This is a genomic window from Clostridium chrysemydis, assembly GCF_015234215.1.
GTDB lineage: Bacteria > Bacillota > Clostridia > Clostridiales > Clostridiaceae > Clostridium > Clostridium chrysemydis.
The window spans coordinates 489,081-515,705 of the sequence record NZ_JADEKP010000001.1; the positions used below are offsets into that span (position 1 = coordinate 489,081).

Here is a 26,625-nt window from a genome sequence, read left to right on the forward strand (position 1 = left end):
AAGTAAATATGTGTTTTAAAGTCTTTAACCTATAATTTTTATATAGTAATTTTTATTCGGAGGTTAAAGATGGAATTAGCAATTAGAAATATTAAAAGAAATAAATTAGATTACATAATTTATTTAAGTGCAATATCCCTTGCAATAAGTAATCTATATTTTTTTTGTTCGATAATTTTTGGAAAAACAGTTAGTGGGCTTATAGATGAATTTAATGGAGTTAACGGAATTTTTTATGGTTCTGGGTTACTTATGCTTTTGGTTATATCAATATTTATCTGGTATTCAAATAAATTTTTTATAAGAAAAAGGCAAAAAGAAATAGGAATTTACTCGCTCGTTGGAATGGATAATAGCAAAATATCAAATATGATTTTTGGAGAAATGATGTTTGTTGGATTAATAGCTATGTTCTTTGGATCTATTTTAGGGATAATATTTTCATCTGGCTTTACTAAAATATATTTTAATATGCTTAATATAAAAAATACAACAAGTATAGGCATATTTGATTTAAAGGCTTTAATTATATCAAACATATTATTTTTTATATTTTATACGATAGTATCATTAAATAGTTCGAGTATTATAGATAAATTTAAATTAATTGATTTATTTAATGCTGATAATAAAAGGGAGAAGGAGTTTAAAAAGCCTATTATAAAAGGTCTTTCTGCTATGGTTATAATAGGGATTGGATATTTTAGTTATCCATTTTCAATAGGAACACTCGGACTTAGCATTGTAATTACTTTATTTTTGGTAGTTAAAGGTACATACAAATTATGTAACACAAAAGTTATAGATAAGATAACTTTAAGAAAAGAAAAGTTAGGCTATAGAAATGGAGAAGATTTAATAGTTAATTCAAATCTACTATTTAAAATTAGAAGCAATTCGAGAAATATTGCAACGACATCAGTTTTAATTGCCTCTAGTATGACAGCACTTGGAGTTTGTCTAGCTTTATATTATACAGATGATACAGGTGCATCAAGTAGTGTTATTACTACAATATTATTTGTTGGTATTTGTATATCTTTAGTTTTTACTATATGCACTATATCAATTATGCTATTTAAATTTATTAGAGAAGCTTATGATGATAAAAGTAGATATGAGATGTTAAGTAAGATTGGATTTTCAAAAGAAAATATAAAAAGTATAATCACTAAGCAATTAAGGATAAATTATCTACTTCCGTTTTGTATAGGGGTAGTGCATAGCTTAGTTGCTCTAAGTATAGTTATTTTAGGATTGCAAGAAAGATTTATAACTATTATAGGTGGAATGTATTTAGGGTATTTTTTAGTTTATCTAATCTACTTTCTAATAACTAGATTAATATATATAAGAATAATATTTAAGTAAAAGAGGTAAAAAATATGAAAGATATTTTAAAAATAAATGATTTAGGAAAAACATATGGAAGCGGAAATAATAAAGTTGTAGCTTTAAAAAATATAAATTTGACCATAAAAGAAAAAGAATTCGTAGCAGTTATGGGACCTTCAGGTTCAGGGAAAAGTACATTACTTAACGTAATTTCAACTATAGATAGACCAAGTTCTGGAGAAGTATATATAGACGGAAGTAATATAAATAAAATATCAGATAAAAAACTTGCCGCTTTTAGACGTGATAAATTAGGATTTATATTTCAAAGTTTTAATCTTTTAGATACTTTAACAGTTGAAGAAAATATAGCACTTCCTTTAACAATTTCTAAAAACATAAATAAAAGTGAAATAAAACAAAGGGCTGCAAATATTTCTAACAGGCTTGGAATAAGAGAAATACTTCACAAGTATCCTTACGAAATTTCAGGAGGACAAAAGCAAAGGACAGCAGCTTGCCGCGCAATTATAGGAAATCCATCTCTAATTTTAGCAGATGAACCTACTGGTGCATTAGATTCAAAGTCAGCTGAAAATTTATTAGATACTTTAAATTTTCTAAATGAGAAAGAAGATGCAACAATAATGATGGTAACTCACGACCCTTTAGCTGCAAGTTACTCAAAAAGAGTAATATTTATTAAGGATGGAAATTTGGCATATGAAATTGAAAGAAAAGGAACTAAAGAAGAATTCTTAAAAAAGATCCTTGAAGTAATAGCTTATATGAACGTTTAAAATAAAATAAAAATATCTAAAAAGAAGCATATTTGTATATGCTTCTTTTAATTATATTCAAAAGTAATAAATACTTTTTAGAAATGTTCTTTTTTAAGAAATAGAGTCGATAATTTCTATAAAAACTATATTAGTATAGATTTGAATCTTTAATATAGTAAAGAGATATAAAAGTTCCTAAGTGTTAGGAAAAATGTTTCTAAACTTTAATTAAATAAAAGGTGTTAAATTTAACTTAGGAGGGGAAGATATGTTAAATAGTCGCCAAGCTAATATAATCGATATATTAAATGATAATAATGATTGGATTACAGGAAAAGAATTATCAAAGATTTTAACTGTCTCTGATAGAACTATAAGACTTGATATATCAAGTATTAATAATTATTATAACTGTATTTTAATTCAATCTAATAAAAGGTTTGGGTATAAGGTTAATAAAGAACTGTTAAACAAGCAAAATATAGAGATAAAAGGTGTTATACCTCAAAACTCAAAAGAAAGATGTGTATACGTAATTCAAAAACTTCTGTTTAAAAGGAAGGAAATCAATTTAATATCACTTCAAGAGCAAGTTTTTGTAAGCGGTTACTCTATAGATAATGATATTAAAAAGATAAGAAAAATAATAAGTAAATATCCAAACCTTTCTCTTATAAGGTCTAAAAACCATATAAGGCTTGAAGGAAATGAAGGAGATAAAAGAAGATTATATAAACATCTTTTAACAAAAGAGATTAGAGGTAATTTTATAAACTTAAATTCTATAGCAGACCTTTGGAACAACTTTGATTTCTTAGAAGTTAAAGAAATTTTAGAAGAGATTTTAGAAAAATATAATTATAAAATAAGAGAAATGATTTTTCCAATGATTATGATTCACGCGGGAGTAGCTATAGAAAGAATTTTTGATCACAACTACTTAAAATCTATTAATGATTCAGAAAAACTAAAAGAAAGCGTTGAATATAAAATTTCAAGAGAGTTTTTTAATGAAGTAAGTAAAAGAATCAATATAGAATTAGTAGATGCAGAAATAAATAGATTTGCCCTTTTACTTATGGGTAAAAAAAGTAGTCAATTTAGAAAAGATATTTTAAAAGAAGAATTAAATGAAGATGTAGATGATTTAACAGATGAAGTTATTTTAGAAATTAAAAATCATTATGATATAGATTTTAGTGGTGATTCTGATTTAAGGGTTGGATTAACTATGCATCTTCAAGCTTTATTAGAGAGACAAAAAAACAATATAAATGTAACTAATGCGTATATTCAAGATATTAAGAGAAAGTATCCTTTAGTTTTTGAGATGGCAGTAAGTGCTGGAGAAGTTATTCAAAAGGGAATAGGTGAAAAGATAAATGAAAATGAATTATCATTTATTGCGTTACATTTAGGTGCAGCTTATGAAAGAGTAAATATTATCAAAAAGCACAAAGCAGTAATAATAATTCCTTATAATAAAATGTTATCTAAGATGTGCATAGAAAAAATAAACAATAGATTTAGCGATAGGATGGAAATAGTAGCTGTACATAACTTTTTTGAAGAGAGCAAAATATTAGAAGAAGAGGCTGATTTAATAATAACTACAGCTAAGCTTAAGCATACTTTAGATATTCAAACTGTAAATATATCTCTCTTTGTAAATTACGAAGATGAAAGTAAAATTTTTCAAACTTTAAACAATTTAGATAAGAAAAACAGTCATGGAGATTTTGTTGAACTTATTAATAAGTTAATGAGAAAAGATTTATTTTACAGAAAAAATAGTATGGAAAGTGCAAAGGAAGTTATTGAATTTTTGTCAGATGAATTAATAAAAAAAGGTTTAGTAGATGAAAATTATAAAGAAGATGTATTAAAACGTGAAGAAATATCTTCTACCTCATTTATATATGGTTTTGCAGTTCCTCACTCTATTGAAGTTACAGCTAAGGAATCTTGCATCTCTACTATGATTTTAGATAATCCTGTTAAATGGGGCGAATATGATGTAAAGCTTATAGTTTTAGTTGCAATAAAAGAAACTGGGACAACCCTTTTAAAAACCTTTTTCGATTGGTTAAGTAGCGTAGTTTTAGATAAAAATAAATTTTCAAAACTTCTAGAAGTAAAAAGTTTTGAAGAACTAATGAAAGAGATAATTTCTTAGGAGGTAGAGTATGAAAGAAAATAATAAATCAAACGTAAATGTTAGTAGAAGGTTTTTAGGTTATATCATCGATTGGTATGTAGGAGCTTTATGTACAGCTTTACCAATAGCTTTAATTTCACAAAAGTTAACTAATACTATGACAAACCAAAATATTATAGAGTTTCAAGGTTCATACGGGATTATAGCAGGAATATTAGCTTTATTATTTGCAGTATTTTATTTTGTAATAGTTCCAACATTTATTTATAAAGGACAAACTATAGGTAAGAGAATTTGCAAAATGAAAATAGTTAAAAAATCTAATGAAGATGTAGAACTTAAAAATATTTTTTTAAGGCAAGTAATAGGTGTGATGATTATTGAGGGGGCATTAGTTACAGCAAGTACAATATGGCATCAATTACTTACTATATTTACAAGGTTTAATTTTGTTACTCCATTAATGTATGCAGGATTTGCAATAACTGCAATAAGTGTTTGTTTGTTGTTATTTAAAGGAGAAAATAGAGCACTTCATGATTATATAGGAAATACAAAAGTAGTTTTATGTGATTAGTTTCCTAACATTAGGAAAAGATGATGTAAGCCTAAAAGATTATATAAAATATATAATTTGTTTATAGACGAAAGGAGAAGAAGATGGATAATTTAGAATTAATAAGCTTTAATATTATTTCATCAGTAGGAATGGCTAAATCAAGTTATATTGAGGCTATGAAAGCTGCTGAAAAAGGAGAATTCGATTTAGTTAATGAAAAGATGGAAGAGGGAGATAAGTATTTTAGTAAAGGACATAATAGTCACACAGAATTGATTCAACAAGAAGCGAGTGGTAAAGGTGTTACTCCAACAATTTTACTTATGCACGCTGAGGATCAATTAATGTCAGCTGAAACTATTAAAATACTTACTAAAGAAGTAATTAAATTAAATAAAAGTATAAAAGAATTAATGAAATAAAAAAAGAAAGAAAGAAAGAAAGAAGGGTATTAATTATGAAAAAGGTATATTTATTTTGTAGTCAAGGGATGTCAACTAGCATGCTAGCTAGTAAAATGCAAGAGGTTGCAAATAGTCATAACTTACCAATAGAGGTTTTAGCATTTCCACATAACAAATTAAGAGAAATTATAGATGAGAGACATCCAGATTGTATTTTACTTGGACCTCAAGTTAAGTATATGTATGAAGAAACTGTAGAAGAATTTGGAAGTTTAGGTATTCCTATATCAGTTATAAATGCGGATGATTATGGAATGATGAATGGAGAAAAGGTATTAAAAATAGCAATAAAATTGATAAAAGCAAAAAAATAACATAAGGAGGAATAATAATGATAAAAAAGCTTGAAAAAATACTTATGCCTTTAGCAGAAGCTATAGGTAGAAATAAGTACTTAATGTCTATTAGAGATGGTTTTTTAATATCAACACCGCTACTAATTGCAGGTTCAATATTCTTATTAATTGCAAACTTTCCATTAACAGCTTGGACTGATTGGTTAAAGTCAGTTGTTGTTAATCAAAATACTGGACAAACTTTAGCAGCATTTTTAGAAAAGCCATCTGATGCAACATTTACTATAATGGCTATATTTGCAATTATAGGTATTGCATATTCCTTTGCAAAGCATATGAAAACAAATGCTATATTTGGTTCAGCTGTTGCAATTATGTCATGGTTTTTAATTATGCCTTATACAGTAACTGGAACAGTAGGAGGACAAGAAGTAAGCTTAACTGGTGTTCCAACAGGCTGGCTTGGTGCTAAAGGTATTTTCGTAGGAATTATATGTGCCTTTGTTTCAGTTCATATATATGCTTGGGTAGAAAGAAGAGGTTGGACAATTAAAATGCCAAAAGGTGTTCCACCAACAGTAGTTCAATCTTTTGCAGCTTTAATACCAGCTACTATAGTTATGATAGTATTCTTCTTCATAAATTTAATATTTGGATATTTTGGAACAAATGTATTTACAATTATATTCCAATTCTTACAGACTCCGTTATTAAATATTGGAAATACTTTAGGGGCTATGGTTATAGCTTATGTATTCTTACACCTATTCTGGTTCTTTGGAATTAACGGTGGATCAGTAGTAGGTGCTGTATTTAACCCAATATTGCAAACGCTTTCTGTTGAAAACTTAGAGTTTTTTAAGACAGGAGTAGGACAAGGAAATATTATATGCCAACAATTCCAAGATTTATTTGCAACTTTTGGAGGGGCAGGTTCAACTTTATCACTTATAATTGCAATGTTATTTTTCTGTAAGTCAAAGAGGATTACAGAACTTGGAAAACTATCATTAGTACCTGGAATATTTGGTATTAATGAGCCTATAATATTTGGGCTTCCTATAGTTTTAAACCCGATGATGTTAGTTCCGTTTATAGTTGTTCCTACAGTTAATATAATTATTTCATATTTTGCAATGGACTTTGGATTAGTTCCTATCTGTAGTGGAATTAATATACCGTGGACGACACCTGTAATAATTTCAGGGCTTCTTGCAACTAACTGGGTTGGAGCTTTACTTCAAGCAGGACTTTTAGTACTTGGAGTGTTTATATACATGCCATTTATAAAAATGATGGATAAGCAATACTTAATGGATGAAGCTAAAGCAAAAGAAGAAGACGATGATGATGATTTCTCATTAGATGATTTATCATTTGATGATTTGTAGGAGTGATATTATGAAAATTATAATGATTTATGACCAAATTCAATCAGGTGCAGGAATAAAAGATGACCATATGATTCCTCTTGGAGCTAAAAAAGAGGTGTTAGGACCTGCAATAATGATGGAACCTTATTTAAGAGAAGTTGGAGGCAAAGTTGTAGCTTGTTTATATTGTGGAGATGGGTTTTACGATGAAAACAAAGATGAAGTAACTAGAAAGCTATGTGCGATGGTAAATAAGGTTAAGCCAGATGTAGTAATATGTGGACCAGCTTTTAACTATGAAGGGTACGGAAAAATGGCAGCAAATGTAGCTTATGCTATTAATAATAATACTAATGCTTTAGCTTTTGCAGCTATGTCAAAAGAGAATGAGGATACTATAAGAGAATTTAAAGATAAGATAAAAATAATTGAAACACCTAAAAAAGGTGGAACTGGGTTAAATGAAGCTTTAGAAGGAATGTGTAAACTTTCAAAAGCTATGGTAGAAAATAAGGATGTAGATACTATATCATCAAAATATTGTTTTTAATAAATATTTAAAATAAAAGGATGCTAAATTAGCATCCTTTTATAAAATCGGAGGAGGAAAAAATATGTGGGGAATAATAGCAACATGGAGAATGGCTGTTGAAGGAATTACAAAAGCTAGTGAAATGCTTAAAAATGGAGAAGATTCAGGAGATGCTATAGAGAAGGCAATAAAAGAAGTAGAGGATTTTCCATATTATAAATCAGTTGGGTTTGGAGGACTTCCAAACGAAGAAATGATAGTAGAATTAGATGCAGCTTATATGGATGGTGATACATTTGACCTTGGAGCAGTTGCAGCTATAAAGGATTTTAAAAATCCTATAAGCATAGCAAGAAGGCTATCCAAAGAAAAGGTAAATAACCTTTTAGTTGGAGAGGGTGCTGAAAAGTTTGCAAGTAAAGAAGGTTTTGAGAGAAAAAATATGCTAACAGATAGAGCTAAAATACATTATAAAAATAGATTAAAAGAAATAAAAGATTTAGAAATAAAGCCTTATTCAGGGCACGATACAGTAGGAATGGTATGTTTAGATGCAAATGGTAAGATGACATCAGCTACATCAACTAGCGGATTATTTATGAAAAAAAGTGGACGTGTTGGGGATTCTCCAATCTCAGGATCTGGATTTTATGTAGATAGTGAAGTTGGGGGAGCTAGTGCAACTGGACTTGGAGAAGATTTAATGAAAGGCTGCGTATCTTATGAAGTTGTAAGGCTTATGAAAGAAGGGATGCACCCTCAAAAAGCTTGTGAAAAGGTAGTTAATGATTTTGATTTAGAACTTAAAAAACGAAGAAAAAAAGCTGGAGATATGTCTTTAGTTGCTATGAATAATAAAGGTGAGTGGGGAGTTTCTACAAATATAGAAGGGTTTTCTTTTGCAGTTGCAACAGAAAATGAAGAGCCAACAGTATATTTAACTAAAAACATTAATGGCAAGTGTATGCATGAAGTTGCAAGTAACGAGTGGCTTGATAATTATATGAAAACTAGAATGGCAAAATTAGTGGAGTTATAGTTATGGAAAAAGAGATATTAAAAGAAGTCGATAATATAGCAAATGATATGATAAAAAGTATTATTGAAGTTGTAAAAATCGATAGCGTTGAATCAGAAGAAGAAAAAGATGCACCCTTTGGAAAAGGTGTAAAACTTGCCTTAGATAAAACTTTAGATATAGCAAAAGGACTAGGCTTTAATACATATAATTTAGATAATTATATAGGTTATGCAAGTTATGGAGAAAGCGAGGAGTATATTGCAGCTATTGGTCACTTAGATGTAGTTAAACCTTTAAAGGGTTGGAGAGAGCCTCCTTTTAGCGGATATACAAAAGACGGAGTGATTTATAGCCGTGGTGTTTTAGATAATAAGGGACCTATACTATCTTGTTTGTATGGATTATATGCTCTAAAAAGATTAAACATTAAATTAAACAGAGAGGTTAGGATAATTTTTGGTTGTGATGAAGAAAGTGGTTTTTTAGATTTAGAGCATTACTTGAAAAAAGAAAAACCTCCAATCTTTGGATTTACTCCAGACTGTAAATATCCTGTAGTTTATGCTGAGCGTGGAAGACTTGAAGTAGAAATTTTTAAGGATGAAGGAAGTATAGAAGACTTTTTTGAATTTGTAAATGAATATGTTTTAAATAGTAAATCAAACGGAGAGAGATTTAATTTAGAGATCTCAGATGAGGAGTTTGGAGCTTTAGAAGTTAGAAATTTTAAATTGAATTATGGACTAGTTCCATCTTGTAGATTTAGCGTAAGCTATCCTGCATCTACAGATAAAGATGAGATTCTAAAAAGGATAGAAGGTGCTATATCCCCATTTAAAGTTAGATTAAAGAAAAATTATGACCCTGTTAAATTTAATAAGGATTGCTTCTTAGTTGAAACTTTAAAAAAGACCTATGAAATGGTAACTTTAAACGATGGAACACCAGTTACTACAACTGGTGGAACTTATGCAAAACTTATGAAAAACATAGTACCCTTTGGACCTTCTTTTCCTGGGCAAAAGGGTATAGGACATCAGCCAAACGAATGGATGAAAATAGAAGATATCATTACTAATGCAAAGATATATGCACTAAGTCTTTATTATTTAGGAAAAGGTTAAATATTTAATTTGGAGAGATAGATGAATAATAAATTATTTAAAAGTTATCTAGTAACGGCATTAGCTGTTAGTGCATCTGCACTACTTCAAACATATGTTATTAAGGTTTTTATAGAGCCTTCTAATTTATTATCAAGTGGGTTCACAGGTGCATCAATTTTAATTGATCGTATAGCAGCTTTAAAGGGAGGGTCTTTTTCAACTTCCCTTGGGCTTATTGTTTTAAATGTACCAGTAGCTATATTATGTTATAAAGCTATAGGTAAAAAATTTGTGATATCTTCTTTATGCCAAGTTTTTCTAACAAGCTTTCTTTTAAAAGTTTTAACTTTTAAGCCTTTATTTGATGATATTGTGCTTAACGTTTGTTTTGGGGGATTTCTTTATGGAATATCAGTAGTTTGTGCTCTTAAAGGAAATTCTTCTACAGCTGGAACAGATTTTATAGCATTATATGTTTCTAACAAAAAAGGTAAATCGGTTTTTGAATATGTATTTATATTTAATGCTTTGATGCTATGTGTTTTTGGATACTTATTTGGATTTTTATATGCTGGTTATTCTATAGTTTTTCAGTTTATTTCAACTAAGACTATTTCATCTTTCTATAGAAGATATAAGAGAGTAACGCTTCAAATAACAACTAAAAACCCAGAAGAAGTTTTAGAAAAATATATAAAAAATTATAGGCATGGAGTATCCGTTATGGAAGGGTACGGAGGGTATAGCAAAGTTCATATGAGTTTACTTCATACTGTAGTTTCATATTATGAAGTTAGTGATATTACAATGTTAATTAGAAATGTTGATCCAAAAGCTATAATCAACGTATTAAATACAGAAGAGTTTTATGGAGGCTTTTATAGAAGGCCTTTAGAATAAAAAAGTCTTAAGTTTAACTTAAGGCTTTTTTATGTTTAAACATTGACAACTACATTTGTTTTTGATTAAATAAACTTATTAAAAGAGTTTTAAAAAGTATTTTAATAAGTAGGTGGTATTTTGGCAAATTCAAGAACAATAAAAGAAATAAATGTAAATTCAATAAGAAATGCTCTCTTTAAAAAGAAAGATTTAAGTAAAAGTGAAATATCAAAAATTACAAATTTAAGTTTCCCAACTGTAAGTACAGTATTAGAGTATTTAATAGATAAAGAAGAAGTTAAAGAAGAAGGGTTAAAGGAATCTATTGGAGGAAGATGTTCTAAAAAGTATATTTTAAACCCATTATATAAAGTATCTTTACTTATATGTTTAGAAGGTGATACCTTAGAGTGGAAAATTATAGACTATTGTGAAACTATAATAGAAGAAGGTTTAGAAGATACAAAAGGAGATATTTTATTAAAGATAGAAGAATTAATTATTAAGAAAAAAGAAAATTATGACAATCTTTATGGCATCACAATTGGAGTTGCTAGTATTATAAAAGACGGAAGGTTTTTATCAGATATTGAATATAAAGAGTTAAAAGGTGTAGATGTAGAAGAATATTTATTTAATAAGTTTAATTTACCTACAAATATAGATAATGATTTAAATATAGTAGCTAGAGGGTATATAAAAAGAAAAAGTTTAGAAAATGGCGAAACTGTTGTAAATATTTATATAGGTGATAATGGGATAGGTGCAAGCCTTATTATAGGAGGAAAAGTCTTTAAAGGGATGTCAAACTTTGCTGGAGAAATAACTTTTTTACCTATTTTAGAAAATGAGAAGGATAGATTTAAAGATATAGATATGATTACTTACTATAGCAAAGTTATTTTATCTTACATATCTATAATAAATCCAAACGAAGTAGTTTTATATAATAATGAATACTTAAGTGAGGGGATAGAAAAAATAGAAGATTATTTGAAGAAAAAAGTTACTAAAGAAGTTATTCCAAGAATTATATTATCTAATGAATTTAAAAAAGATTATGAAGTTGGATTAATAGAGATCTCTAAAGAACTAATAAAAAACTAATTTATGTGAGGGTGGTACTATGAAATATTCCCATGTTGTATTTGATATAGATGGAACTATAATAGACTCAGAAAAGGCAGTGTTAAAATCACTTAGAAAAACTATTTTTGAAGAGTTAGATGAATTAAAAGACTTAGAAGAATTAAAATTTGCACTAGGAATACCAGGAGAAGATGCACTAAAAAAGTTAGGGATAAAAAACTTAGATTTCGTTTTAAAGAAGTGGGATGAGTATTTTAAAGAATATAAAGAAGATATAGTAGTTTTTGATGGAATAGAAGAGGTTTTAAATAATCTAAAGTTAAATAAAATTAATTTAGGAATTATAACATCAAAAACAAAAACTGAACTAAAAGATGATTTTCTATGTTTTAAATTTAGTGAGTTATTTCAAACGATTGTTTGTGCAGACGATACTAAAAGGCATAAACCTTTTAAAGATCCTATGGAAAAGTATTTAGAAATAAGTAGTGCAAAAAGAGATGAGGTTATTTATATAGGGGATTCTATTTATGATAGAAACTGCGCAGTAGATGCAAAAGTGGATTTTGGACTTGCACTTTGGGGAGCAACGGATAAAGAAATTAAATCTACATACAAATTAAACAATCCAAAGGATATAGAAAGCATCATTTTAAATTACGATAAAGAAGTATTTAGTTTAGCTTGTGAATTACAATATATAGCTAGAGTTGGATTAAAAGAAAGTAAGTTTAGTGATGATAAAAAAAGATATAAAAGGGTAGCTGATATTTCTGTAGAACTTGCAAATAAGTAAAATTAAGGACAACCTAATTTCAGGTTGTCCTTAATTTTTAAAACTCGAAGGAGCCAAATCTTCCTTTATCAAAATCATCATATGCTTTAAGTAAATCTTCTTCTGTAGCTAATACGAAAGGTCCATCAAATACTACAGGTTCTCTAAGTGATTCTCCACTTAAAACAAGAAATAAAGAGGATTCAGTTAGGGATTCTATTTGAATATCGCCACGTACATTATCAAATATTATAAATTCATTTTCTAGATACATTTTATTATTTACCACAAGATTACCATCAACTATTAATATCCCAGTATTAAAATTACTTGGTTCGTTTAAAGTAACCTTTCCAAAGTTTTTTAGATAAACATTATAAAGATTTATCTTTGAAAAAGTCTTTGCAGGGCCTCTAGTTCCTAAGGCTTCGCCAGCTATAACTTGAATTTCTCCATAGTTTTCATCTAAAATATGAGTTCCTATTGAACTTTTTGATAGAAACTGATATTTAGGGTGAGTCATTTTATTTCTGTATGGTAAGTTTATCCAAAGTTCTACCATATGCAAGACCCCACCTTTTTTAGTGAATTCCTTTTCATGGTACTCTTTATGAAGCATTCCAGAACCAGCTGTAATCCATTGAACGTCGTAAGGACCGACTACTCCAGAATGACCTTTATTATCTTTATGCTTAACATAACCTGCGTATGGAATAGTTACAATCTCAAATCCCCTATGCGGATGAGCTCCAACGCCTAATTTAAAATTAGAAGGTTCAAAATAAAATGGTGCATTATAATTTAATAAAATAAAAGGAGAAAACCTAAGTAATATATTTTTATTAGAAGGAAAGTATTGACTTACTCTAAAACCATCACCAACCATATAAAAATCTGAACCTTTAAAAGAAGTTTCTACAGTTCTTAATTTTTTCATAAAATCAGATCCTTTCAATTTATTTAGTAAATACTAGCAAATTCAAGAAATACTTTCAAATCAGTAGAAGTTTATAAACTTAAGAATGTTTATAAATTATCTATAAAAAATAGATAAAAGTGATATTAAAATGAATAAATAAAAGCTAATATAAAAACTTCTTATATAATTAATTTTAACTCTATGAATTAAATTTTAATATACCATTTTCCCTATATTAACAGTAAATTGACATATTAAAAAATAAGGACTATTTTAAAGATAAAAATAATAAGAGGTGATTTGTATGATAAAAGAAATTTATGATGCTGACTTTAAAAAAGAAGTTTTAGATTATGATGGAATAGTGTTTGTTGAGTTTTTTGCTACTTGGTGTCCACACTGCAAAGCGCTAGCTCCGCTTTTAGAAAGTGTATCAGAAGAGGTATGGAAGGTTAAATTTGTAAAGGTAGATATCGATAAAAACCCGCAAGCATCTGTATTTTATGATGTAGAAAGTATACCAACATTGAAGATCTTTAAAAGTGGCGAAGTAATAAACACTAATGATGGATTTTTACCAAAAGAGCAGCTTATAAACTTTATCTCTGAAAGTATTTAAGGAGGGAGTTTTAATGAGTGAAAGATATGATATTGCAATAATTGGAAGCGGTGCAGCAGGTCTATCGGCTTCTTTAATAGCAAAAATTAGAAATAAATCATTTATAATTTTTGGTGATAAAGATTTAACAGGACATTTAAATAAAGCACCTAGAATAGAAAATTATTTAGGGTTTGTTCCTGGAAGTGGTAAAGATTTATTAGGTCATTTTAGGGAGCATAAAATTAATATTAGAAAATAGCTCTATTGAAACTGACGGTGTTTTTGTTTTGAAAAATGCTATACCTATGGCTGAATTAGTTCCAGTGTTAGAAGTTTTAAATGGCCATATTAAAGCAGATATTAATATGAAAACAAGCTTAGAGGGGTGTTTTGCAGCCGGAGATTGCGTAGGCTTACCTTATCAAGATATAAAGGCAGCAGGGCAAGGTAACGTAGCAGCCTTAAGTGCTATTAGTTATTTAAATAGTAAAAATGAGTAGTTTATTTAATATATATTAAAAAGTTAAAAATTAGGATATAATATAAATATCAAATTTAAAAAAAAGGAGTTATAAATATGCTTAATTTAGTTTTTAAAACATTACATCATCATATCTAGAGACTTGTTTTTAAAGAGGCAGGTCTATTTAAAGTAGGCTTTTGTCTCTAGGTATAGATAAATTAAGTTATTTATAATTTATTTTAAGCCACGTGGGATTTTAAGCCTACGTGGCTTTTATTTTCTTAAAGGAGTGATTAAAATGGATAAAAAAATTATAAAACCTAGTATACTTAGTGGGTTTATGGAACTATTACCAAAAGAGCAAGAAATATTTAGTGATATATTAGAAAAAATAAAAGAAGTTTATAAGGAAAATGGATTTTTAGAAATAGATACACCAATTTTAGAAAAACAAGAAATATTATTATCTAGAGAAGGAGGAGAAACAGAAAAAGAAGTATATAGCTTTAAAAAAGGTAAAAAAGATATAGTTTTGAGATTTGATTTAACTGTGCCTTTTTCAAGGTATGTAGCACAACATTTTGATTATTTAAACTTTCCTTTTAGAAGGTATCAAGTAGGAAAAGTTTATAGAGGAGAGAGAAATCAAAGGGGAAGGTATAGAGAGTTTTATCAGTTTGATATAGATATTATAGGAAATGAGAAATTAAATATAAATAATGATGCCTTAGTTATAAGTTTAGCATTTCAGGCATTTAAAAGAATCGGATTAGCTAATTTTAAATTTTTATTAAATAATAAAAAGATATTAGTTGGTATTTTAGAAGAACTTAAAATTGAAAATTCAAAAGAGGTTTTAATTATTTTAGATAAAGTAGAAAAGCTTAAAAAAGACGTTTTTGAAAGAGAATTATTAAATCTTATATCTTTGAAAAATTATAATATTCTTAACTCTTTAATAAACCTAAAGGGAAGTAATTTAGAAAAAATAGTTTATTTAGAAAATTTAAATTTTAAAAATGAAAGTTTAAGAACTGGGATAAAAGAAATAAAAGAGGTCTAAAAAACATTAATTTTTTTAGGGGTAGATGAAGAAAATTTAGTATTAGATTTTAAAATAATCAGAGGGTTAGATTATTATACAGGAACAATAGTTGAAACAGTATTAATTGGAAATGAAAAGTATGGTTCTATCTGTTCTGGCGGAAGGTATGATAATTTAGCTAGTAATTTTACAAAAAGGGTGTTACCTGGAGTCGGTATATCTATAGGGATTACAAGGTTATTTTTTATTTTAAAAGAAATTGGTTTTTTAGAAAATTATTATACTAAAGAAAGTTTAGATTATTTAATAATTCCACTAACTGAAGATACTAAGGTATCTTTAGATATATTAAAAAGAATACAAAACAAGGGATATAAAAGTGCTATATATTTTGAAGAGGGTACTTTAAAGAAAAAAATGAGTTATGCAGATAAAATAGGTGCAAAAAAGGTTATATTAGTAGGAGAAAAAATAGAGGTGAAGGATATGGTAAGGGGTATTTATGAAACTTTAGACATAGAATAAAAGTAATTATATTGTAAAAAAATAGTAAACTATTTATAATAAAAAAGGGAAAAGTATATCGAAATATGTATTTTAGAATTGAATAAATACTAGGGGGGATGGAATGTTTAAAACAAATGTGGATTTATTAAATGGGAAGATATTAAAATCTTTAATTATCTTTGCAATACCACTTTTTATATCAAATTTATTTCAGCAACTTTATAATACTGTAGATATTATGATTGTTGGAAATTACTTAGGAGATACTTCACTAGCTGCAATAGGAGCATCCGCAGCTGTTTATGAGCTTTTGGTAGGATTTGCTTTAGGTACTGGAAGTGGACTTAGTATAGTAACAGCTAGAAGTTACGGTTCAAAAGACGAAGAACTAGTTAAGAAGTCAGTTGCAGGGTCACTTGTAATTGGTATTTTTATTTCAGTTATCATTATGGTTATATCAAAGTTATTTTTATATCCTTTACTTGAACTATTAAATACTCCTAAAAATATTATAGACGAGTCTTATTCTTATATATCAACAGTTACTATGTTTGTTTCAGTAATGTTTTTATATAATCTTTGTGCAAGTGCTTTAAGAGCCGTAGGAAACAGTATGATGCCTTTAATATTTTTAATTATTTCTTCTGTAATTAATATTTTCTTAGATATATTATTTATTACAAGATTTGATATGGGAATTAAAGGGGCTGCAGTTGCAACAGTTATAGCCCAAGGAATATCAGGATTATTGTGCGTTATTTATATCTATAAAAAATGTCCAGTTTTAATTCCTAAAAGAGAGCATTTTAAATTTGATAAAGAATTATATAAAGATTTATTAGGACAAGGTTTATCTATGGGAGTTATGCTTATGATAGTATCAGCTGGTACTGTAATTTTGCAAACTGCTATAAATAATTTAGGATATTTAATAATAGCAGGACACACAGCTGCACGTAAATTAAATAGCTTTGCTATGATACCTGTATCTTCTTTATCTATGAGTTTAGCTACTTTTGTTTCTCAAAATAAAGGAGCAGACCAAGGAAGAAGAATTAGAGATGCTGTAAAGTATGCAAATTTAATATCTGTACTTTGGGGAATTTTAGTTACTATAGTTTTACTTTTTACAGCACCGATATTAATGAAAATTTTATCAGGTTCAACAGAGAGTACTGTAATAGAAAATGGAACTAGATATCTTTTGATTAACTCACCATTTTATGCAGTCCTTGGAATATTATTAAATTTAAGAAATTCACTTCAAGGTATTGGAGAAAAGGTTCTCCCTTTAGTTTCTAGTGTAATTGAACTTGTAGGTAAAATAGTTTTTGTTATTTTATTAATTCCAACACTTGGATACTTTGGAGTAATTATTTGTGAACCTGTTATTTGGTGCTTAATGTGTATCCAACTAGCATATGCATTTTATAAAAATAATTATATTAAAGAAATTAAAGATAATCATTTACAATAAAATACAGTTATAGTATAATTATAAAAAAACTTATCAAGAGAGGTGGAGGGACTGGCCCTTTGAAACCCGGCAACCGTTATAGATAGCGAAATTTTAGAGCTATCTTTATCAAGGTGCTAATTCCAGACAGATAAGGGTACTAAATTTTAAAGATATTTAAGTCTTAAGGTGAACCCTTAAGGCTTTTTTGTTTTACTTTAATAACTACAAAAGGGGGCTATTTGTATGAATATAAGAGACAAATTTAAAGAAAAGAAATTAGTTTTTTCTTTTGAAGTATTTCCACCTAAAAATACTTCACCTGTAAAAACTATCTATAAAGCGTTAAATGATCTAGTTAAGCTTAATCCAGATTTTATATCTGTAACCTATGGGGCAGGTGGAAGTTTAACTAATAATAAGACAAGCGAACTTGCATCACTTATTAAAAATGTATATGGTTTAGAGTCATTAGCACATTTAACTTGTATTTCTTCAACTAAAGAAGATATAGATAAATTAACTGAAAGGTTAAATTTAGAAGAAGTAAATAACATTCTTGCATTAAGAGGAGATGATTTAGGAAATACTAGAGGGGACTTTTCTTATGCAAATGAGCTTATGAATTATATTAAAAGTAAAGGAGATTTTAATATAATTGGAGCTTGTTACCCAGAAGGGCATATTGATAATAAAAACATAAGTTTAGAAGTTGATAATTTAGAGAGGAAAATAGAAAATGGGGCGACAAGTTTTATTTCTCAGTTGTTTTTTGATAATAATGCGTACTACAAATTTTTAGAAGAAGTAAGTAAGAGAAATATAGATATCCCTATTCAAGCTGGGATAATGCCAGTTGTTAACGGAAAACAAATAAAAAGGATAACAGAGCTTTGCAAAGCGAGCATTCCTTTAAAATTCAGAAAGATTATGGAAAAATATGAAGGAAGTCCAGAGGCTTTAAGAGAAGCTGGAATAGCTTATGCAGTAGAGCAAATAATAGACCTTTCCTCAAGTGATGTTAGTGGAATTCATCTATATACTATGAATAATCCATACGTTGCAAAGAGGATAAGTGAAAATATAGATACTATAATAAATGAGATAAACAGGAGGGCATAAAAATGGAAAGAGTAGAAAGTTTTGAATTAGACCACAGAAAAGTTAAGGCGCCGTATGTAAGAAAATGCTGCGTTTTAGAGGGAATTAAAGGAGATAAGGTTACTAAATTTGATTTGAGGTTTTTACAGCCTAATAAAGAAGCTTTTGGAACTGCTGGTATGCACGGCTTAGAGCATCTTTTAGCTCATACATTAAGAGAAGAATTAGATAATATAATAGATCTTTCGCCTATGGGGTGTAGAACTGGATTTTATTTAAGCCTTTTTGGAGATAGAGACCCTAAAGAGATAAAAGAAGCTTTAGAAAAATCACTAGAAAAAGTCTTAAAGGCAAAGGAAATTCCAGCAAAAAATGAAATTCAATGTGGAAATTATAAAGACCTTTCTTTATTTTCAGCAAAGGAATATGCAAAAGAGGCTTTAAATAAAGGATTCTCCCTAAATATTTATGGATAGAAAAATAGAAGTAAAAAAAGAAGAGGTTTTAAGATATCTAGGATATAAGGGACAAGATATAGACACAAATTTAGATTTAAAAATAGATAGCCTTATATTAGAAAGTAAAAACCTCTTTAGAGAAAGAGTAGCTTTTAGAGAGTTTCATATTTTAAAAGAAGATGGGGAGATTAAATTAAAAGATACAAATATAAAACTTAAAGGGAAAGATATTTATAACCTTTTAAAAGACTCTGATAGGTGTATACTTATAGCTGTAACTTTAGGAAATGACATAGAAAAAAAGATTCGGCTATACTCAAAGACTGATTTAACTTCTTCTATTATTTTAGATGCTTGTGCAACAGCTGGAGTTGAAAGTCTTTGTGATAATTTAGAGGAAAATTTAAAAGAAGAGTTTTTAAAAGAAAATGAAAACTTTACTTTTAGGTATAGTCCAGGATACGGTGATTTAAGCTTAAGTGTTCAAAAGGATCTTGTAGAGATTTTAGATTGCAAAAGAAGGCTTGGGCTTAATTTATCAGATAGTTTTATAATGATTCCTAGAAAATCAGTAACTGCAATTCTTGGAATAACAAAAGAAAAAGTAAAAGCTAAAAAGAGTTGTAAAAATTGCAATAACTACGATAGATGTATATATAGAAAAGAGGATGGAGAGTTTGGATGTAATAAAACTACTTAAAAACAAAATATTAATTTTTGATGGTGCTATGGGAACTACATTACAAAAGAAGGGTTTAAAGCTTGGAGAAATTCCAGAGTTTCTTAATTTTACAGAAGAAGAAAAAATTATAGAAATACATAAAGAATTTATAAAGTGTGGTTCTGATATTATAACTACTAATACTTTTTCAGCTAACGAGAGAAAGCTAAAAGGAAAGGAGTATTCTGTAGAAGAAGTAATAAAAAAAGCTATAGATTTAGCAAAAATAGCTAGAGGAGATAAAGATATATTAATAGCGCAAGATATAGGGCCTATAGGAGAATTATTAGAACCAATGGGAACTTTAGAATTTGAAGAGGCTGTAGAAATTTTTAAAAGGCAGATAAGGGTTGGCGAAAGAGAAGGAGCTGATATCTTACTTTTTGAAACTTTTACAGACCTTTATGAGATGAAAGCTGCAATTATTGCAGCGAAAGAAGTTTCAAATTTACCTATATTTGCAACTATGACTTTTGAAGAAGACGGAAGAACATTTACAGGGTGCTCCCCTGAAAGTATGGCTATAACTTTAGAAGGACTTAATGTAGATGCTTTAGGTGTTAATTGTTCTTTAGGGCCTAAAGAATTATATAATATAGTAAAAAAGGTTTGCGACAATACAAACTTACCAGTTTTACTTCAGCCTAATGCAGGACTTCCAAAGATAGTTAATGGCGAAGCTTTTTATGAAATTACACCTAAAGAATTTAAAGAGGAAATGATTAAATTTATAGATTTAGGGGTATCTGTAGTAGGTGGCTGCTGCGGGACTACAGAAAAGTTTATTAAAGAACTAAGTGAACTAAAAACTTTAAAAAAGGTAGAAAGAGAGTATAAAGAGATTTATGCTGTAACTTCTCCATCTAAAGTAGTTTATATAGATGAAGTTCGTGTAGTTGGAGAGAGAATAAATCCAACGGGGAAAAAATTATTTAAAGAAGCTCTTATAAAAAAAGATATAGATTATATTATAAATCAAGCTTTAGAACAAATTGAAGGGGGAGCTGAAATCTTAGATGTAAATGTTGGCTTACCTGAAATAGATGAAAAGAGTTTGATGAAGACAGTTATAAAAGAACTTCAAGGAGTCTTAGATATTCCGCTTCAAATAGATTCAAATAAAAAAGAAGTTTTAGAAGAAGGTTTAAGATATTATAACGGTAAACCTATAGTAAATTCAGTTACAGGTGAAGATAAAGTATTAGATAATATTCTCCCTTTAGTTAAAAAGTACGGAGCTTCGGTAGTTGGTCTTACTTTAGATTCAAATGGAATACCAGAATCCTTTGAAGAAAGATTTAAAATAGCAAAAAAAATAGTAGATAAAGCAAAAGAATACGGTATAAAAAGAGAAGACGTATATATAGATTGCTTAACTTTAACTGTGTCAGCACAGCAAAAAGAAGTTATGGAAACTTTAAAAGCATTAAGACTTGTAAAAGAAAAACTTAAAGTAAAAACCCTTTTAGGGGTATCAAATATTTCTTTTGGGTTACCAAATAGGGATTTAATAAACGAAACCTTTTTAAGTTTAGCTTTAGGGGCAGGACTTGATTTACCAATAATGAACCCTAACAAAGAAGGTATGATTGGAGTTGTAAAATCCTTTAAAGTTTTAAATAATAACGATATTAAAGGGGAAGAATTTATAAAATCTTATGGAAACAAAAAAATAGAAAGAATCACTTTAAATAAGGATCAAAATAATTTTAATAAAAACGACAAAGATTCAAAGACTGATACTTTAGAAGATTTAATATTAAAAGGACTTAAAGGGCGAGTTAAAGAACTAACTTTAAATCTTTTAAAAGAAAAGAGTGAAATAGATATAGTAAATGAAGAGTTAATTCCCTCTTTAGATAAAGTAGGAGAAAGGTATGAGAAGGGAGAGATATTCCTTCCTCAGCTTATAGGAGCCGCTGAAACTGTAAAGGTGTCTTTTGATATCATAAAAGAAAGGCTTATAAAAACTAATAAAAAAGGAACTGAAAAAGGCAAGATAGTTCTAGCTACAGTTAAAGGTGATATTCACGATATAGGGAAAAATATAGTAAAAGTAATTTTAGAAAACTATGGTTATGAAATTATAGACCTTGGAAAAGATGTAAAGATTGAAAAAGTCTTAGAGGAAGCTATAAATAATGATGTGAAGCTAGTTGGGCTTAGTGCCCTTATGACAACAACTATTGAATCTATGGAAAAAACTATTAAAGCTTTAAAAGATAATAACTTTAAAGGAAAGATAATGGTAGGGGGAGCTGTTTTAACTAAAGAATACGCAAAAAATATAGGAGCAGACTTTTATTCAAAGGATGCTAAAGAATCAGTAGAAATAGCAAGGAAAGTATTTAATTAAAAAAGGTTGCGAAAATTCTAGTTTCGCAACCTTTTATTTATTTAGTGAATTTCTTTCCTGGGATGTCCATTAAGAAATGGAATACAAATTTATAAAATACAAAAGCGATTACTCCTGTTGCTATAAATAATTCGATTCCTGCAATCTCATTAACGATAGCACCTAAACTAGAATATCCAGCTTTAAATAGATAACCGCTAACTTTAACGCAAGCTACTGTAGCTACAGCTAATGGGAAGGTAAGTGCTGCAAAGGTTGGGTTAAACTTTAACTTAAATATCTTAGGGAAGTTAATATAAACATATATAGTTGTAATTAAGCTAAGTATAAAGAAGAAACCTACGATATAGATGTTTGGATTCTTAAATAATGTTAAATAGCTTAAAACGCAAAGTGAAGCTGGTGCTGCAAATATACAAATAAGAGGATACTGCGCATCTGGCACTTCAACTTTTGAAAGTCTATATATAACTACTGGTAAGTAAGTTAAAAATGTTATTACAACAAAGTAAAATACAGGTTTAACTATATTTTGTGTATTCATAGCTGGGCTTGTAGTACATGAAACTGAAATACCAACTAAAAGTGCATACCAACAAGGTAAAACTGAATTCATATCAAACTTCTTAATAACGTGAGTAATTAAGAAGAAGAGTATAAAGAAAATGTTAATTATAAATCCTATATACCATAGAGTTAAAGCAAGTGTGCTATTAAACTTTATAAAGTATGCTGCGATATTCATAAGAAGCATCGTAGCTGTAGGGTATAAAGTCATAAGTATTGGATTGTTCATTTCTTTTTTTATAACATCTGGGTGCTTTATAAATCTAGCTACCCAAAAAATTAAAGCTATAAGTCCTATATAGATAAATATACTTCTAACTCCGTTAAAGCCAAGGCCAGGGTATAGGCTAGTTAAAGTAACTGCACCTAGGCAAGTTCCGATAAAACCTATCGGATAATCTTTTAATTTAATTCTGTCCAAAATAATCACCTCAAAAATTTTAAAATTAAAGTACGTTTATTAAATAAATAATAATTAGTGAAATAACAAAACCTAGTAAAGCTAGGAAAAATGATATTTTATTTTCTTTCAAAACACACACCGACCTTTGTTAAAAATTTAATTACTTTATAAAGATACAGAAATTTTACAAAAATATATGTGATAAATATCACAAAATTTATAGAAAAAGTATTAAAATTGAGTAAAAGTGTGATGAAAGTCACATTTATTATACATTGAAAATGATAAAATTTAAACAATCAACGGATCATAAGGAGTGATGTTAATGATAAAACAATCTGTGTGTAATTACTGTTCAACAGGCTGTAATTTAGAGTTTAATGTAGAAGATGGAAAGATTCAAAAGATTACAGGAAAAAAAGGTTATCCTGTAAATAATAATACTGCTTGTATAAAAGGTTTAAATTTAGATAAACAATGTTCAGTATACGGAAAAAATAAATTACCTCTTTTAAGAGGCGAAGATGGAAAAATGCATGAGATCTCTTGGGATGCGGCATTTAAAGTATTTGCTACAAGAATGAAAGAGATTGAAGATAAATACGGAGAAGGAAGTTCTGCTTTTATAAGTACAGGACAATTACCTTTAGAGGAAATGGCTCTACTTGGATATATAGGTAGAGGAATGATGCATATGGAGGGGGATGGTAACACAAGGCTTTGTATGGCAACATCTGTTGTAGCTTACAAACAAAGTTTTGGTTTTGACGCACCACCATACACTTTAGAAGATATAGAACTTACTGATACTATGATATTAATAGGAGCAAACCCAGCAGTTGCACACCCTGTAATTTGGGGAAGAGCTAGAAAAAACAAAGAAGCTAAAAAGATTGCAATAGATCCAAGATATTCAGAAACAGCTAAAGCTTGTGATGAATGGTACGGAATAAAACCTAAGTCAGACCTTTATTTCTTATATGCATTAGCTAATGTATTAATAGAAAAAGGATATATAGATGAAGATTATATAAATAATCACACTGAAGACTTTGAAGGATTTAAAGAGCATGTAAAAAAATATACCCTTGAAAATATAGAAGAGTTTACTGGAATTTCAAAAGATAGAGTTTTAGAATTAGCAGAAACTATAAATAACGGTAAAAAAGTTTCATTCTGGTGGACTATGGGAGTAAACCAAGGTTATGAAGCTGTAAGAACAGCTCAAGCTATTATAAACATAGCAGTTATGACTGGAAACATAGGAAGAGAAGGAACAGGTCCAAATTCAATAACAGGTCAAAGTGATGCTATGGGTTCAAGGCTTTATAGTAATACTGCTTGCCTTTATGCAGGAAGAGATTATACAAATGAAGAAGATAGAAAATTTATAACAGAGGTTATGAATGTTAAAGATGAATATATTCCTAAAAGACCTACTAAAGCGTATCCAGAAATAATAAGTGGAGCTATAAATGGTGAAATCAAAGGGATGTGGATTGTTTCAACAAACCCTGCTGATTCTTGGATAGATAATAGTTCATTTATTAAAGCTAGAGAAAACTTAGACTTTTTAGTAGTTCAAGATTTATATTCTGATACTGATACTGCAAAGATGGCAGACCTTTTCTTACCAGTTGCACCTGGAATTAAAAAATCAGGAACTTACATTAATACTGAAAGAAGACTTTCAAGCTTAGTTCCTATGCTTAAAAAAGAAGAAAATGAATTAACAGATTTTGAAGTTTTACACGGAATAGGTAAAGCTATAGGAATGGAAGAGGAACTAAAAGGCTGGGAAACTACAAAAGATGTATTTGAACTTTTAAGAAAAGCTTCAAAAGGAACTCCTTGTGATATAACAGGAGTAATTTACGATGAAATGGTTAAAGACCATAACGGAGTACAATGGCCTTTAAGATCTGGAGAAAAATTAGAAAAGGATCAAAGAAGATTATTTGAAGACGGTAAATTCTTTAGACCAAACGGTAAAATGAAATTTATGTATGAAGACGTAAAGGTAAATGAAGATAAACAAACTAAAGAATACCCATACGTTTTAAATACAGGAAGAGGAACTGTAGGTCAGTGGCACACTCAAACTAGAACAAGGGAAGTACAAATTATAGAAAAGATGATTTCAAAAGAACCGTATATAGAAATAAGTAAAGAAATAGCTGAAAATTTAAATATTAATAACGGAGATAAAATTGAAGTATCATCTGTTAACGGAAAAAAAGTTATAGTTTTAGGGAAGATAAATGAAGGATTAAAAAGTGATGAATTATATGGGCCTATGCACTATATAGAAACAAACATCTTAACTCGTGGCTCATATGATGCATATTCTAGAGAACCTTCATACAAATATTCAACTGTTAACGTAAAAAAAGTAAATTAGTTTATTAGTATGTCTATCTAAAAAGATAGGCATACTTTCTTATAAAAAGAAAGAGGGATAAATATGGTAAGTTTAGAAGAAGCTGAAATTTTGCTCCTTAATAAAACACCAAAATTAAAAATCGAAGAAGTTAGCTTAGAAGAAGCTACAGGTAGAGTTTTAAGTGAAGATATATTTGCAAAGATTGATAATCCACCCTTTAATAGATCTCCTTTAGACGGATATGCAATAATTGCAGAAGATACTTTTGATTTAAAAGATTTTGTATTTCTTAAAGTTATAGATACTGAGTATGCAGGTCATATCTCAAAGAAAACAGTAAAGCCTAAAACTGCAATAAAAATCACTACAGGTGCAAAAATTCCAGAAGGCGCAAACACTGTAGTAAGAAAAGAAGATACTGAGTTTTTAGATGGGTATGTAAAAGTCTATAAGAGTCTTAAACCTTATGAAAACTTTTGTTTTAAAGGTGAAGACTATAAGGAAGGTCAAAAGCTTATATCTAAAAACACAAAGATTACAGCCTCAGAAGTTATGGCTATAGCAAGTCTTGGAATTAAAAAGGTTAAGGTTTATAAAAAGCCTGTTATAGGAATAATTAACACAGGTGACGAGGTGCAAGACCTTGGAGAAACTCTAAAAGAAGGTAAGATTTATAATAGCAACGGTTACTTTTTAAAGTCTAGAGTATCAGAGCTAGGTTGCATTGGGAAAATTTATAATATAATTTGTGACTCTGATGAAGAAATAATAAAAGCTATAAAGGAATTAGAAGAATTCTCAGATATAATAATTTCGACAGGTGGTGTATCTGTTGGAGAAAAAGATAGGGTTAAAGAAAGTGTAGTTAAAGCTTTGTATGATATCTTGTTTTGGAAGGTAGATATGAAACCAGGGTCTCCTATGTTTGCAGCTTCAAAGGGAGACAAATTATATATAGGTCTTTCAGGGACTCCTGTTGCAGCTGCAACTAGTTTTGAACTTACAGGAAGAAAAGTTATAGAAAATATGTTAAATCAAAACTATAACTATAAGAAAAACTGCATATTAAAAGATGAATTTTTAAAGGTAACTTCTAAAAGAAGGTTTTTAAGAGTTTATGTAAATAATCAAAACGAAGTTTTTATAAATAGCGTATACCAAACTCCAGGCCAAGTTCACACTATGATAAACAGTAATGGTATATTAGAGATACCTAAAAACAAAGAACTTAAATTAAGTGAAAAAGTTAATGTTTTAATGCTTTAATTTTGGA

Annotated in this window: 23 protein-coding genes, 2 pseudogenes and 1 riboswitch; of the genes and pseudogenes, 23 read left to right on the forward strand and 2 right to left on the reverse strand. The window is 28.7% G+C overall.

The window, feature by feature from the left end; translation table 11 throughout:
* Nucleotides 1-69 precede the first annotated feature (69 nt).
* The 13 genes from INR60_RS02410 to INR60_RS02470 all read left to right on the forward strand — a co-directional run bounded on the left by INR60_RS02410 (nt 70) and on the right by INR60_RS02470 (nt 12,393).
* Nucleotides 70-1,371 (forward strand): FtsX-like permease family protein, encoded by a 1,302-nt coding sequence (locus INR60_RS02410; protein ID WP_194189879.1) that lies wholly within the window; start codon nt 70-72, stop codon nt 1,369-1,371.
* A gap of 14 nt (nt 1,372-1,385) precedes the next feature.
* A complete protein-coding gene (locus tag INR60_RS02415; protein ID WP_194189880.1) occupies nt 1,386-2,135 on the forward strand; it encodes an ABC transporter ATP-binding protein in 750 nt (249 codons plus the stop codon).
* A 250-nt stretch (nt 2,136-2,385) separates the two neighbouring features.
* Nucleotides 2,386-4,293, forward strand: coding sequence for a BglG family transcription antiterminator (locus INR60_RS02420; RefSeq protein WP_194189881.1), 1,908 nt, complete (start codon nt 2,386-2,388; stop codon nt 4,291-4,293).
* A gap of 10 nt (nt 4,294-4,303) precedes the next feature.
* Nucleotides 4,304-4,852 (forward strand): RDD family protein, encoded by a 549-nt coding sequence (locus tag INR60_RS02425; protein WP_194189882.1) that lies wholly within the window; start codon nt 4,304-4,306, stop codon nt 4,850-4,852.
* An 83-nt stretch (nt 4,853-4,935) separates the two neighbouring features.
* Nucleotides 4,936-5,256 (forward strand): PTS sugar transporter subunit IIA, encoded by a 321-nt coding sequence (locus tag INR60_RS02430; protein ID WP_194189883.1) that lies wholly within the window; start codon nt 4,936-4,938, stop codon nt 5,254-5,256.
* 35 nt (nt 5,257-5,291) lie between these two features.
* On the forward strand, nt 5,292-5,612 hold the full coding sequence (locus INR60_RS02435) for a PTS sugar transporter subunit IIB (RefSeq protein ID WP_194189884.1): 321 nt from the start codon (nt 5,292-5,294) through the stop codon (nt 5,610-5,612).
* 17 nt (nt 5,613-5,629) lie between these two features.
* Nucleotides 5,630-6,985, forward strand: a complete 1,356-nt coding sequence (locus INR60_RS02440) for a PTS sugar transporter subunit IIC (protein WP_194189885.1) — start codon at nt 5,630-5,632, stop codon at nt 6,983-6,985.
* Nucleotides 6,986-6,995: 10 nt separating this feature from the next.
* Complete coding sequence (locus INR60_RS02445; RefSeq protein ID WP_194189886.1) at nt 6,996-7,517, forward strand: GrdB-related putative oxidoreductase; 522 nt, start codon at nt 6,996-6,998, stop codon at nt 7,515-7,517.
* 64 nt (nt 7,518-7,581) lie between these two features.
* Complete coding sequence (locus INR60_RS02450; RefSeq protein WP_194189887.1) at nt 7,582-8,538, forward strand: glycosylasparaginase; 957 nt, start codon at nt 7,582-7,584, stop codon at nt 8,536-8,538.
* A 2-nt stretch (nt 8,539-8,540) separates the two neighbouring features.
* Nucleotides 8,541-9,644, forward strand: a complete 1,104-nt coding sequence (locus INR60_RS02455; protein ID WP_194189888.1) for a Sapep family Mn(2+)-dependent dipeptidase — start codon at nt 8,541-8,543, stop codon at nt 9,642-9,644.
* A gap of 21 nt (nt 9,645-9,665) precedes the next feature.
* The gene (locus INR60_RS02460; RefSeq protein WP_194189889.1) at nt 9,666-10,526 is read left to right on the forward strand and encodes a YitT family protein; all 861 of its coding nucleotides are present in this window, start codon (nt 9,666-9,668) and stop codon (nt 10,524-10,526) included.
* 120 nt (nt 10,527-10,646) lie between these two features.
* On the forward strand, nt 10,647-11,615 hold the full coding sequence (locus INR60_RS02465; protein ID WP_194189890.1) for an ROK family protein: 969 nt from the start codon (nt 10,647-10,649) through the stop codon (nt 11,613-11,615).
* Between the two features lie 19 nt (nt 11,616-11,634).
* A complete protein-coding gene (locus INR60_RS02470; RefSeq protein WP_194189891.1) occupies nt 11,635-12,393 on the forward strand; it encodes an HAD family hydrolase in 759 nt (252 codons plus the stop codon).
* 37 nt (nt 12,394-12,430) lie between these two features.
* On the opposite strand, the gene INR60_RS02475 is transcribed toward INR60_RS02470, so the two are convergent.
* A complete protein-coding gene (locus INR60_RS02475; RefSeq protein WP_194189892.1) occupies nt 12,431-13,309 on the reverse strand; it encodes a pirin family protein in 879 nt (292 codons plus the stop codon).
* Nucleotides 13,310-13,595: 286 nt separating this feature from the next.
* Here INR60_RS02475 and trxA point away from each other — a divergent pair, with 286 nt between their 5' ends.
* The 8 genes and pseudogenes from trxA (at nt 13,596) to INR60_RS02515 (ending at nt 21,999) form a co-directional block, all read left to right on the forward strand.
* Entirely contained in the window at nt 13,596-13,910 is a 315-nt protein-coding gene (trxA, locus tag INR60_RS02480; RefSeq protein ID WP_194189893.1) for a thioredoxin, read from the forward strand.
* A gap of 13 nt (nt 13,911-13,923) precedes the next feature.
* Nucleotides 13,924-14,392, forward strand: a pseudogene (locus INR60_RS02485) (NAD(P)/FAD-dependent oxidoreductase).
* Nucleotides 14,393-14,653: 261 nt separating this feature from the next.
* A pseudogene (gene hisS, locus INR60_RS02490) lies at nt 14,654-15,925 on the forward strand (histidine--tRNA ligase).
* A 103-nt stretch (nt 15,926-16,028) separates the two neighbouring features.
* On the forward strand, nt 16,029-17,384 hold the full coding sequence (locus INR60_RS02495; RefSeq protein WP_194189894.1) for an MATE family efflux transporter: 1,356 nt from the start codon (nt 16,029-16,031) through the stop codon (nt 17,382-17,384).
* 27 nt (nt 17,385-17,411) lie between these two features.
* A riboswitch (SAM riboswitch) is annotated at nt 17,412-17,521 on the forward strand.
* An 88-nt stretch (nt 17,522-17,609) separates the two neighbouring features.
* A complete protein-coding gene (gene metF / locus INR60_RS02500) occupies nt 17,610-18,485 on the forward strand; it encodes a methylenetetrahydrofolate reductase [NAD(P)H] (RefSeq protein WP_194189895.1) in 876 nt (291 codons plus the stop codon).
* A gap of 2 nt (nt 18,486-18,487) precedes the next feature.
* A complete protein-coding gene (locus INR60_RS02505) occupies nt 18,488-18,940 on the forward strand; it encodes an S-ribosylhomocysteine lyase (RefSeq protein WP_194189896.1) in 453 nt (150 codons plus the stop codon).
* A complete protein-coding gene (locus INR60_RS02510; protein WP_194189897.1) occupies nt 18,933-19,622 on the forward strand; it encodes a vitamin B12 dependent-methionine synthase activation domain-containing protein in 690 nt (229 codons plus the stop codon). Before INR60_RS02505 ends, INR60_RS02510 begins: the two co-directional genes overlap by 8 nt.
* Complete coding sequence (locus INR60_RS02515) at nt 19,600-21,999, forward strand: homocysteine S-methyltransferase family protein (protein WP_194189898.1); 2,400 nt, start codon at nt 19,600-19,602, stop codon at nt 21,997-21,999. The genes INR60_RS02510 and INR60_RS02515 overlap by 23 nt, the downstream gene beginning before the upstream one ends.
* A 37-nt stretch (nt 22,000-22,036) precedes the next feature.
* Here INR60_RS02515 and INR60_RS02520 read toward each other — a convergent pair whose 3' ends face one another.
* Nucleotides 22,037-22,987, reverse strand: coding sequence for a TDT family transporter (locus INR60_RS02520; RefSeq protein ID WP_194189899.1), 951 nt, complete (start codon nt 22,985-22,987; stop codon nt 22,037-22,039).
* A gap of 307 nt (nt 22,988-23,294) precedes the next feature.
* On the opposite strand from INR60_RS02520, the gene INR60_RS02525 reads away from it, so the two are divergent.
* Complete coding sequence (locus INR60_RS02525; protein WP_194189900.1) at nt 23,295-25,370, forward strand: molybdopterin oxidoreductase family protein; 2,076 nt, start codon at nt 23,295-23,297, stop codon at nt 25,368-25,370.
* Between the two features lie 63 nt (nt 25,371-25,433).
* Nucleotides 25,434-26,618, forward strand: a complete 1,185-nt coding sequence (locus tag INR60_RS02530; protein ID WP_194189901.1) for a molybdopterin molybdotransferase MoeA — start codon at nt 25,434-25,436, stop codon at nt 26,616-26,618.
* Nucleotides 26,619-26,625 lie beyond the last annotated feature (7 nt).